Here is a 13,044-nt window from a genome sequence, read left to right as displayed (position 1 = left end):
CTTTTGTTACAAAGTTTGAGTAATATAGGTAATATTTTTTAAGGAGTTCCAATGAGAATTAAAGTTGAAGATTGTGTTTTTGTTCAAGTTGATGTTCAAGAAAGACTTTTCCCTCATATTGCAGATAAAGAAGAGTTAGAAAAAAATTTAATTACTCTTATTCAAGGGCTTAAATTACTTGAAGTTCCTATTATTGTAAATGAACAATATAAAAAAGGAATAGGGGAAACAATCCCAAGTTTAAGAGAACTTACAGATGATTATCCTCATTTTGAAAAAACGACTTTCTCTTGTTGTGGAAATATTGATGGACTTAGTGCTATAAAAGCAACAGGTAAAAAAGTAGTTATTTTAGCTGGTATTGAAACTCATGTTTGTGTTTTACAAACAGCACTTGATTTACTTGAAGAGGGATTGCAACCTGTACTTGTAACTGATTGTGTAAATTCAAGAAGAGCAAATGACAAAGAGATTGCTATTTCAAGAATGATTCAAGCAGGGGTTATACCAACAACTTACGAATCACTTTTATTTGAGTTAACTGTAAATGCTAAACATCCACAATTTAAAGGTATTTCTGCCTTAGTAAAATAGTAAAACACCTTTTGGTGTTTTACCAGTTTATCTCTTTTTTTCCCAATGAATCCAAAATTTCATTTGTTTTACTAAAGTGTTTACATCCAAAAAATCCTCTGTATGAAGATAGTGGACTTGGATGAGGTGCAGTTAATATATGATGTTTTGTGTTATTTATTAGTTTTGCTTTTGAAATAGCTGGACTTCCCCAAAGTAAAAAAATTATATCTTCACAATTTGATGAAATATATTTGATAATATTATCTGTAAATATTTCCCATCCTAAGTTATGATGTGATTTTGGTTTTGCTTCCTCAACCGTTAAAATTGTATTTAAAAGAAGAACTCCTTCTTTTGCCCAAGGGGTTAAATCTCCATCTAAACAGTTTGAATCTTTTCCTAAATCATCTTTTATCTCTTTTAATATATTTTGCATAGAGGGTGGATTTTTTATCTCTTTTGGGGTTGAAAAAGATAAACCTTGTGCTTGTCCAAGACCATGATATGGGTCTTGTCCTAGGATTACCACCTTTAATTCATCTATAGGAGTTTTACTAAAGGCATTAAAGATTTTATCTTTAGGGGGAAAGACAGTTGTCATCTCATATTTTTTATCTATATTATCTTTTAATTTTATAAAATATTCTTGCTCTTTTTCTTTATCAATAATCTCTTTCCAAGTTTTCATTTTAGCCCTTTTTTTAAAGCTGTATTATCTCAAATTTATGATTATAAAAAAGAATTTATTTAAAAAACTCACTTATATCTGTTTCAAGAATAATAGATAATTTAAATAATTGGTTAAGATTGAACTTTTTTTTTGATTTTAGAGATTCGGCATTTGTTATAAAAGATGGATTAGATAAGCCAATAGCAATACTTACATCTAGTTGAGTTAGATTTTTATTTTTTCTTATTTTTCTTACATTTTTAGATATTTTTTTATGAAAGTTATATATTTCTTCTTCTGTGATTTCAATGAACATTTTTTTCCTCAATAAAATTTGTTCAATATTATTACTTATAGGTAATATTTAATAATACCATATGGTAATATTTGCTAATCTTATAAAAATATAAAAATTATTTTTAAAAGTTAGTTTTGCTATAATTTTCTACAAAGGTTCAGAATGGGAAATGATTTTTTATTATTAAAAAATAAGAATGTTTTATTTGTTGAAGATGATTTAATTATGCTAGAGCAAATAAATGAGCTTTTAGAGATGATATTCCAATCAGTTTATTCTGCAAAAAATGGGCAAGAAGCTTTCGAATTATTTGAAGAAGAAAATATTGATTTAATAATTAGTGATATAAAAATGCCCGTGATGGATGGATTAACTTTAATAGAAAAGATTAGAAAAGTTAATTATGATATTCCTATTATTCTATTGACAAATTATAGTGAAAAAGATTATTTACTGCATGCTGCTAATTTATCGATTGATGGATACATATTTAAACCTATAGAATATGAAAACTTAGTGCAAACTGTAATAAAAGCAATGAAAAGATCTGGTAAAAATCAGAATAAGATTTTTTTATCAAATAAGATTTTTTTTAATATAGCAACACAAGAACTATATTTTAATGATGAAGTTGTATCTTTAGGTGTAAAAGAATTAGAATTAATCAAACTTTTAATTGATAATTCATCTAAAACTGTTACAAAAGAAGAAATCTCAAAAGTTTTATGGCCTTTTGAAAGTGTAAGTGAATCTTCTATAAAAAATTTGATTTTGAGAATAAGAAAAAAAATAAATAGTGATATTATTTTATCTGTAAGGGGTATTGGTTATAGATTGAATAAATGTATAGATATGTAGATGCTAAGATTATTGTTTATTTTGTGGATATTTATTTCAATACCACTTTTTGCTTCACAAACAGTAATTTTAAAATCAGAACTTGTTGAAATCTCAAACTATCCTAGTTATGTTAAAGGAAAATTAACTCCTGAAGAAGCATTAAAAAAGTATCAAAATAATGAATTTATTACTCTTCCCCAAAATATAACAAACTCTGGTTTTCATCATAATGTAAATTGGTTTGCAATAGAACTCAAAAACCAAGATAGTCAGAAACTTTTTTTAAGTATGACTGATGTATCTTCTGAAAAAGTAGATTTTTTTAAATTTGAAAATGACAAATTAATAAAAATAAAAAATGATTTTTCTTATTTTATACCAAAAATCCAACTTGAAAAAACAGATAATAAAGAACTTTTTTTAATAAAAGTAGAATCAAATGTGCCATTTATAATTCAGATTTTAATAGGAAATGAAAATGATATTTTAATTTATCAATTGGCAGAAGTAGTAGGTTTTTCTATTTTTGTTGGTATTCTTTTTAGTCTATTTATTTATAATATATTTTTATATTTTTCCACAAAAGAGAATGATTATATCTTATATGCTAGTTATATTATATGTTTAGCATGTTGGATTTTTTCCTCTCATGGATATTTTTCAGTCTATTTTCAATTAAGTCTGATATTGGGAAATGTTCTTAAAACTTTTTTTCTTATAGTAAATTTATTCTTTTTGATACTTTTTAGTTTGCAATTTTTAAATAAAAAATCTTGTACTAAAAAATTATTTATAAATATGATGATTGGAGCAGTACTTTTATTTTTTATAATATTAAAATTAGAGATGCTAGATTATTGTGTAGGTTTTGTAGTATTGATTTTAGGGACTCTATTTTTATTTTATTTTGGTTTACAAAGTTTTAAAGATAAATATTCACCTTCAAAGTATTATTTACTTGCTTTAGGGGGATATTTAATTGCAAATATTATATTTTCATTGATGTTTTTGGGGTATTTAACTACAAATTTTAATATTTTGCAATCTCAACTTTTAGGCTCTGCTTGGTTAATAATATTTTTATCTCTTGCTCTTGGAGATAAAATTAGACTCTCTCAAATAGAAAAAAATGAAGCGATTTTAAAATCACAAGTTCAAGAGAAACTTCTTTTTTTACAATCTCAACAAGTGTCTTTAGGTGAGTTACTAGGTAATATCACTCATCAGTGGAGAGAACCTTTAGGAGAAATAGGAGCAATACAAACAAATCTATATGGAACTTTATTAATTAAAGGAACCCTTAGCAAAGAAAAAATTTTAAATTCAATTGATCAAAGTAGTAAAATTATCAAACACCTATCAAATACCATTGATGTTTTTTATAGGCTTTTTAAACAAACAAAAGTTAAAAATGAAGAATTTGATTTAATAGAGGAGATTCAAAATATTCAAACTCTGATTTTTTATACTTTAAAAACAGAGAATATAAAATTAGATATTGATAGTTCAAATATAGATAAAACTATAATTTGGGGTGATAAAAATGAGTTTATAAATGCTTTACTTAACATAATTTTAAATGCAAAAGATATTTTTATAGAGAGAAAGATTTTAAATCCTTGGATAAAAATAAAAATCATAAAAAAAGACAACATAGTTTCAATTAGTGTTGAAGATAATGCTGGAGGAATAAAATTTGATCCTATTCATAAAATATTTGATTCTTGTATAACTTCAAAAAATAATAGCTTGGGAATAGGGTTATTTATAAGTTATAAAATTATTACAGAAAGAATGAATGGAAGAATTGATGTTCAAAATACTGATAATGGAGCATTATTTACTATTAGTTTACCTCTAGATGTACAAAATAAAATTTTTAGTGAAAAAAGTATATACGAGAATAAAGTTGAAGAATCGACATTAGCAAGAATTACAAGGTTGGAAAGAGAAGTAGAAATAAAAAAAGAGACAGAAAAAGCCTTGTTTCAATGGGAAGAGATATTTTTCCAAACAAATTGGGGTGTAACTCTTCATGAGGGTATGAGTAAAAAATTTAAAATGGTAAATCCTGCTTTTTGTAGTATGCACGGTTATTCTTTGAAAGAAGTAATGGAAAAATATATAATTGATTTTGTTGCAAAAGAGAGTTTAGATTTTGTAAAAGAAAAAGTAAAAGAAGCCATGGAAAAATCTTTTGTCTCTTTTGAGTCTATTCATAAAAGAAAAGATGGTTCAAAATTTCCTGTAAATGTAGATTTAACTGTAATTAAAGATGAACAAGGAGATATTTTATATCATATAGTTAATATTCATGATATAACTGAACAAAAAAACTTTATAAATAGATTATTACTTAAAAAATTTGCTTTAGAGCATGTTTTAGATGCAATTTATTTAATAGATGAACATAGTAATTTTAAGTATGTAAACCAAGGTGCATGTAAAATTTTAAATTATAGTGAAGAGGAACTTTTAACTTTAGGTGTAAAAGATGTTGATTGTCAGTTTCCTATGGAAAGTTGGGGAGAACATTGGGCTGATATGAAAGAGAAAAAGTCAGTAACAGTTATATCTTCTCATAAAACAAAAGATGGAAAAATTTTTCCTGTAGAAATTATTGCCAATTATTTTGAGTATCAAAATAAAAGTTACAATATGGCAATAGCCAGAGATATTAGTGAAAGAGTAGAGATGCAAGAGAGAAAAGAAGATGAAAAAATGCGTCTTTTCTTTGAACGTCAACTTGTAGGTATGGCTATTACTTCACCTAAAAAAGAGTGGTTAAAGGTCAATGATAAACTTTGTAAAATGTTGGGTTATACATCTGATGAACTACAAAAAATAACTTGGGATGAAATGACTCATCCTGAAGATTTAGCTGGAAATATTGAACAATTTAACAATATGATTGAGGGTAAAATTGAGCATTATTTTTATGAAAAAAGATTTATTAAAAAAGATAAAGATATCTGTTTTACAAATCTTTCAGTTGGATGTATAAGAAAAGAAAATGGCGAAGTTGACTATATTATTGCACTTATTGAAGACATTACAAAAAGAAAACATATAGAAGAATCACTTATTAAAAGAGAACAAGAACTTCGTCTATTAGCAGACTCTTCTCCTGGAATGATGGGTAGTTTTTATTTAAAACCAGATGGAACAACATGTATGCCTTATGTTTCGCCTAATATTTTAGATATTTTTGGTTTAGAACCAGAAATAGTAAGAAAAGATGCCATACCACTTCTTAGCTTGACACATCCTGATGATGTAAATAGAGTGAATGAATCAATTGACGAATCAGCGCGTACTATGACTATCTGGCATGAAGAGTATAGAATTATACATCCAATTAAAGGAGAGCGTTGGATGGAAAGTAATACCAAACCAGAAGTTCATCCTGATGGAGGTATTATTTGGTATGGATATGTTCATGATATTACCGAGCGTAAAATACAAGAAGAAGCATTGGCATTAAAAGAACGTGAGTTTAGATCACTAGCAGCAAATATTCCTGATAATGTTGCTCGTTGGGACACAAAGGAACGCTATGTTTACATAAATCCAGTTCATGAGAAAACATTGGGAGTTTCAGCTAGCGATATTATTGGTAAGACTACAAGAGAAGTTTTTCCTGATGGTAGTTTTTCAGTGGGAGAAGAAAGTATAAATAAGGTATTGACAACAGGGGTAGCACTATTTGTAAAGCATCCGATATTAAATGAAGATGGCTCTATGGGTTGGCATGATGTCAGTTATGTTCCTGAAAAAGATGAAAGTGGACAGATTGTAAGTGTATTGGGGATTGGTAGAGATATGACTGAACTAACTAATAAAACCATTGAACTTCAAAAAGCTTTAGAGTTTAATGAAGGGATTATTGCAGCTATACCTGATTTGATGTTTGATATAGCACCAGATGGAACCTACATCAATATATGGGCACAAAATTCTGAACTTTTAATAGCTCAAAAAGAGATACTTCTTGGCAAAAACTTTAAAGAGATGCTTCCTGCTGATGCAGTTGAAACAGCACTTAAAACATTAAAAGAAGTAGATGAAAAGGGGTTTTCAGTAGGTAATACTTATAGTCTTAATTTTCCTGATGGAACAAAATGGTTTGAACTCTCTGCATCTAAACAAAAATCAAGTGGTAATTATATCGTTCTATCCCGTGACATCACAGAACGTAAAAAATTAGAGATACTTTTAGAAAAAGAGCAAAAGTTTTTAATTGATGCACAGCGAGTTTCCCATACTGGTAGTTGGTATTTTGATATACCAAATAATACTCTTTTTTGGTCTGATGAAACCTATAGAATATTTGAACTTGATAAAGAGAATATTAATGATTTACATAAAACATTTTATGAGTGTGTTCATCCAGATGATAGAGAGATGGTAAATGTTCCTTATTTAGAATCTTTAAAGACAGGTTTTCCTTATGAAATAGAACATAGAATTGTTATGAAAGATGGAAGAATTAAATATGTTATTGAAAAATGTGAGCATAGATATAATAGTGATGGTGAACCACTTTATTCTATAGGAACAGTACAAGATATTACAGAACGTAAAAAAATGGAAGAGCAACTAGTTGAACAAAACCAGTTTCTTGATTCATTATTAAATGCTATTCCTATACCTGTTTTTTATAAAGATACTAAAACTCGATATAAAGGTTTTAACAAAGCTTTTGAAGAGTTTTATGGTAAAAATAAAGAGGAATTGATAGGAAAAGGAGTTTTTGATCTTTTCCCTCGTGAACAAGCACAAGTATTTTTTGATGCGGATGAGGAACTTTTTTGCAAAGGTGGTACTCAAAAATATGAAGCAAAAATACAAAATGTACGAGGAATCAATCATGATGTAATATTTCATAAAGCAGTTTATTTTGACAAAGCAGGAACGGTTATTGGTCAAATAGGAACAATACAAGATATTACAGAACGTAAAAAGATGGAAGAGTCAATTCGTTCTTTAAATATGACATTAGAAAAAAAAGTTGAGGATAGAACGGCAGAATTAGCTAAAAAAGAGCGAGAATATAGAACTTTAGCTGAAAATTTACCAGATTTTTTAGCTCGTTATGACAAAGAATATCACCGAATCTATGTTAATAAAGCAATTGCAGAATATTTTGGTATGCCTATTGAAGAAATATTGGGAACTAAGCTTGTAGATAAACCATTTGTCGGTGTTCCAAAAGGATATAAAGAAAAAATAGAATATGTTTTTCAAACAGGAAAAACTACAAATACAGAAGTAGAACATGAACAGGATGGAAAAAAACGATGGTGGAATATAATCTTTACACCAGAATTTGATGAAAATGCAGATATAATAAGTGTTCTTACCATAGGACATGATATTACATATATTAAACAATCTCAAGAACAATTTGATTTGTTAAAAACTGCAATTAATAATGCTAGTGATGCTTTATATATTATTGGTGATGACCGTAGTATTCTTTATGCTAGTGATACTTCATGTAAAATGTTAGGCTATAACCTTGAAGAATTTTTAAATATGAAAGTTGAAGATATAGATTATCATATGAGGGTTGAAGAGATTGATAATATAAGGGAAAAAGTAAATGAATCTAATAATCTAACTTTTAAAACAAAACATCGTACAAAAAAAGGGAAAATTCTTGATGTAGAAATTACTATTACTAAATTTATATTTAATGATAGTGATCTAAGGCTCTCTATTGTAAGAGATATAACTCAGCAAAATAGATATAAAAAAGAGATAGAAGAACTTAACAAAACATATGAAAAAAATAATACCAATAACTAAAGCACTTTAAGATAGAGTTGGGTTATTACTAAAAAATTATTAAATTTTAATCAAATATGTAACTTTTTTGTAATCATAAATATAAATAATAAGCAAAATTACTTAAACATGACCAAATTGTGACCAAATCGTGACCATCAATTTGCTATTATCAATGGTATAGTTCCAAGAATAAATATTTTCTAAAAAAATAACTTTAAAGAGGGATAGGTTTGAATATAGAAAAAGATTTTATTGAAAATTATTTATCTGATATCGTTGTTTGTTATGATAAAGATTGTAAAAGATTGTATGTTAATACAGAATGGGAAAGAATTAATAACCTTCAAGCTAATGTTGGTATAGATAAAACACCCACAGAATTAACAGGTGTATTTAGTAAAACTGAAGCGAAAGAATATCAAAAAAAATTAGAAAATATTATAAAACTTGGAGTAGCTGATGAATGGGATATAAAGTTTGAAAAGGATTCAGAAACTCATATTTATTCTGTAAGGGCAATTCCTCAATTTGATAATTTTAATAAAGTAAATTGTTTATTGGTTACAGCTAGAAATATAACAAAAAGAAAACAAGAAGAAGAAAAAAAATTAAACCATCAAATGGCTCTATTTTTTGAAAAAGAGTTAATTGGTATGTCAATAATTACTCCTCAAAAGACTTGGAAAAGAGCAAATAATAAGTTATGTTCTATTATTGGTTATTCATTTGAAGAGTTGAAAAATTTGACTTGGCAAGATATAACTCATCCTGATGATTTAGAAAAGAGTTTGGATTTATTTGAAAAGATGCTTTCTGGCAAATTTGAAGAGTATTCCATTGAAAAGCGTTTTATACACAAAAATAAATCAATTGTTTATGTAAAAATGTCTGTAACTTGTGTAAAAAATGAAAGTGATGTTATAGATTATATTTTGGTTTTAACTGAAGATATAACTGATTATATGCAAACAAAAAATACTCTTGAGAATTTAAATTCAATATTAGAAAAACGTTATGAAGACCATATTATAGAGTATCGTAATTTAGCTACAAATTTAAATTTAGAAATTATTGAGCGAGGAGAGAAAGAAAAAGTTCTTAAAAATATAGAGATAGAATATTATTCTTTGTTAGAGAATCTGCCAGATAATATTGTTCGTTTTGATTTAGAAGGAAGATATTTATATTTAAATTCAACTCTTAAAAAAACACTTGGATTGGAGAAAAAAGAGGTTTTAGGAAAACGTATTCATGATTTATTTCCTAAACATGACAAAATAATCGAAGCAATAGATGAAATAAGGTTAAATAAATTAGATAAAATCATACATATTTCACAAGAAATGTTAGTAAATGGGAAAATAGAAATTCATGATATAAAACTTATTGCTGAAAAAGATGAATATAATAATCTCAAGTCTATTTTAGCTATAGGACGTGATATAACAGAATTTTTAAATGTTCAGCAAGAATTAGAAAAAAGTGAAAAGAAATTTAGAACTCTAGTTCAAAATGTAAAAACTCCTATTTATAGATTTGGGAAAGATTTTAAAAGATTATATGTAAATCCAGAAGTTGAAAAACTTACTGGTAAAAGCTATGAAGAATTAGTAGATAAAACTCCTTTTGAAGTAAAACTTATTGATGATGATTCTATTGTACGATTAAAAGAGAGCTTAGATAAAGTATTTGAAACAAAACAAATGGATGCTGTCGAATTAAAATTTATTTTAGCAGACAAAACAACAAAATATTTTTCACACAACCTTATACCAGAGTTTGATAAAAATGGTGAAGTTGAGAGTATTTTAGCAATGAGTCTTGATTTAAGTGCTCAAAAAGAGTTGGCTGTGAAAGAAGAAGAATTTAGGACATTAGCAGAAAATTCACCAAATATAATTATGAGATATGATTTATCTGGTAATAGAATTTATGCAAATTCTGCTTTTTCTGAACAAACTGGCATTCCTTATGAACTTATTACAAATAACAAACCACAAAACCAATGGGGTGTTTATCTTGAAATGTTAAATATGAGTGCAATTGATTATCAAAATAATATAAATCAAGTTATAAAAACTTCAGAGAATCAGAGGTTTGTTGTTGAATGGGTTAGAAAAAATGATGGTGTATATATTGCCCATGATTTATATTTGGTTGCTGAAAAAGATGAAAATGATAATGTAATAGGAGTTTTAGCAATAGGACATGAAATTACAGATAGAAAGAAGATGGAGACTAGAATTCTTGAACAAAAAAATTTCCAAAATACTTTACTTAAAGGAATAGCACAAGCAGGTATTGGAGTACATGTTATAGAAGATAAAAAGTTTATCTATACAAACAATGAAAAATTGGCTAAGGAATATGGTTTTATAGATAACTTTTCATCGATAAAATGTGAGATGGAATTTTTAGATATTATTCATCCAGAAGAGAGGGAAAGGGTGAGTTTATATTATAAAAATAAATTAAAAGAAGAAGAGATAATTTATGATACTCAAATTATACCTTTAATAAAAACAAATGGTGAAAGAAGAGAACATGAAGTCTCTGTTATCATTATTCCAAATACAAAACCAATCCAATCTATAGTTGTAACTAAAGATATTACTGAAAGAATAAATATCGAAAAACGAATTGAGTTTATAGCACATCACGATAATTTAACAAAATTGCCCAATAGAATTTTGGCAAAAGATAGAACAGAACATTTAATAACTAGAGCAAAACGTATAAATGAAAAACTTGCAGTATTATATATAGATTTAGATGGATTTAAAAATATAAATGATTCTTTAGGGCATTCTATAGGAGATGAAATCCTTAAATTAGTTGCTTCAAGATTTAAAGATACTTTACGCACAACAGATATTATAAGTAGGCAAGGTGGAGATGAATTTTTAGTAACTCTGCCTGATATTAATAATGAAAATGAAGCAGTTTTTATAGCTAAAAAATTAATTGATTCATTTAAAAAGTCATTTATAGTTAATAATAATACTCTAGCTGTATCGGCTTCAATAGGGATTGCAATATATCCAGATCATGCAGAATCATATGAACGTTTATTACAATGTGCTGATTCTGCAATGTATAAAGCAAAAGAAAATGGTAAAAATAATTACTCTGTTTTTACTCAAAAGTTACAACACAATATGATGGGTTTATTTAAAATGCAAAATGATTTAAAGAGTGCATTATCTAATAAAGAGTTTATTTTATACTATCAACCTCAAATAAATGTTCATAAAAATGAAATTGTTGGAGTAGAAGCTTTAATAAGATGGGAACATCCACTTTTAGGAATGATTTCTCCTATTAATTTTATATCTGTAGCAGAATCCATGGGTTTGATTGTTGAAATTGGAGAATGGGTTTTAAATGAAGCTTGTAAACAAGCTGCACGTTGGGTAAAAGAGGGAAAAAGAATTGTGATGGCTGTAAATATTTCAGCAATTCAATTTAAAAGAGGAAATCTTTTAGAAGTGGTTAAAAATGCTTTAGCTGTTTCGGGACTTGAAGCAAGTTATTTAGAACTAGAATTAACAGAATCAATTTTGATAAATAATACAGAAACGGTTTTAGAAACAGTAAAAGCTATAAAAGAGCTAGGCGTACAATTTTCAATTGATGATTTTGGTACGGGCTATTCTAGTTTGGCATATCTGAAAAGATTTTCAGTGGATAAATTAAAGATTGACCAATCTTTTATAAAAGAGATTTTAGCAGATAGAGATGATGAAAGAATTGTAAAAACAATTATTCAAATGGCTAAAAGTTTTAATTTAAAATCAATAGCAGAAGGAGTAGAAGATAAAGAAACATTGGATTTATTGATAGAGTTTGGTTGTGATGAGGTACAAGGGTATCATTTTGCTAAACCTATGAATAGTAAAGAATTTAAAAAATATTTTGAAAACCAAATTAAAAAAAAATTTAGTGTATAATAGACTAGAAAGCAATATTAAAGGAAGTAGATATGACAATAAAAAATAAGTTGATTTTAGGAATAGGAACCATAGTATTAACTTTTGGGATAAGTACAGGAGTATCTGTACATGAGATGAAAGATGTAAAAGACATAAGTAAACTAACGGGAGAAGAAACCGTTCCTTTTGCACTTCTTGCAGCGGATACAAAATTTCATAGTTGCCAAATACAGCAGTTTTTTACAGATGCCTCTTTAACTCAAAATAGTGATGCCATAAAAGAAGCAGAATCTTCATACAAAACTTTTTTAAATAATTTATCTAAATTTGAAGAGATGTTTCAACGAGAGAATGACCAAGAATCATTAGCTACATTAAATAATGCAAAAGAAATAGCCCAAAAACTTGTTCAAGTGGGAAATAAGATGGTATTGGAATATGGGAAAAGTAAATCTTCTGGTGATATGGTCATGGAAGAAGTAGATAAATTTGCAGCAGAATTAGGAAAAGTAGTTGATAAGCTAAAATTAGAACAATCAGATGAAGCTATTATGAATTCTCGATTAACTATTGAAAAATCAGATACTACTTTGATGCTTTCTTTAATATTAGGTTTAATAGGTATTGTTGTTGGAATTATAATAGGTATTGTTTTAACTAGACAAATTAATGGTTCATTGGAACATTTTAAAGAGGGATTACTAACATTTTTTGCGTATTTAAATAGAGAGACAAATGAAGCGAAGATGCTAAAAGAAGAAGGAAACGATGAATTTGCTCAAATGGCAAAAGTAGTAAACGAAAATATAGTAAAAACAAAGAATAATGTAGAAGAAGATAGAAAACTAATAGATGAAACAATAGCAGTATTGAGTGAATTTGAACAAGGTGATTTGTGTCAAAGATTAGATATGAATGTTTCAAACCCAGCTTTG

Annotated in this window: 6 protein-coding genes and 1 pseudogene; 5 read left to right on the top strand and 2 right to left on the bottom strand. The window is 27.1% G+C overall.

Going from position 1 to position 13,044, the window contains the following annotated elements:
* Positions 1-51: 51 nt before the first annotated feature.
* Positions 52-594: a hydrolase gene (locus tag ACQY5W_RS06540; protein WP_428024154.1), complete on the top strand. Its 543-nt coding sequence runs from the start codon at positions 52-54 to the stop codon at positions 592-594.
* A 19-nt stretch (positions 595-613) separates the two neighbouring features.
* Here ACQY5W_RS06540 and ung read toward each other — a convergent pair whose 3' ends face one another.
* Together ung and ACQY5W_RS06530 are read right to left on the bottom strand one after the other, a co-directional pair.
* A complete protein-coding gene (ung, locus tag ACQY5W_RS06535) occupies positions 614-1,264 on the bottom strand; it encodes a uracil-DNA glycosylase (RefSeq protein ID WP_428024153.1) in 651 nt (216 codons plus the stop codon).
* Positions 1,265-1,319: 55 nt separating this feature from the next.
* Entirely contained in the window at positions 1,320-1,562 is a 243-nt protein-coding gene (locus ACQY5W_RS06530) for a helix-turn-helix domain-containing protein (RefSeq protein ID WP_428024152.1), read from the bottom strand.
* A 144-nt stretch (positions 1,563-1,706) separates the two neighbouring features.
* Between ACQY5W_RS06530 and ACQY5W_RS06525 the strand changes: the two genes are divergently transcribed.
* The 4 genes and pseudogenes from ACQY5W_RS06525 to ACQY5W_RS06510 all read left to right on the top strand — a co-directional run.
* Entirely contained in the window at positions 1,707-2,402 is a 696-nt protein-coding gene (locus tag ACQY5W_RS06525; protein WP_428024151.1) for a response regulator transcription factor, read from the top strand.
* Positions 2,403-8,195, top strand: coding sequence for a PAS domain S-box protein (locus ACQY5W_RS06520; RefSeq protein ID WP_428024150.1), 5,793 nt, complete (start codon positions 2,403-2,405; stop codon positions 8,193-8,195). It abuts the gene before it with no gap.
* Positions 8,196-8,407: 212 nt separating this feature from the next.
* Complete coding sequence (locus tag ACQY5W_RS06515; protein ID WP_428024149.1) at positions 8,408-12,127, top strand: EAL domain-containing protein; 3,720 nt, start codon at positions 8,408-8,410, stop codon at positions 12,125-12,127.
* A 32-nt stretch (positions 12,128-12,159) separates the two neighbouring features.
* Positions 12,160-13,044: pseudogene (locus ACQY5W_RS06510) on the top strand (hypothetical protein); the annotation flags it as partial.

This window comes from Arcobacter sp., from assembly GCF_050300555.1.
In the GTDB taxonomy this organism is placed as follows: Bacteria; Campylobacterota; Campylobacteria; order Campylobacterales; family Arcobacteraceae; genus Arcobacter.
The sequence above is the reverse complement of the archived record's forward strand: the minus strand, read 5'-3'. Positions and strand labels throughout refer to the sequence as shown.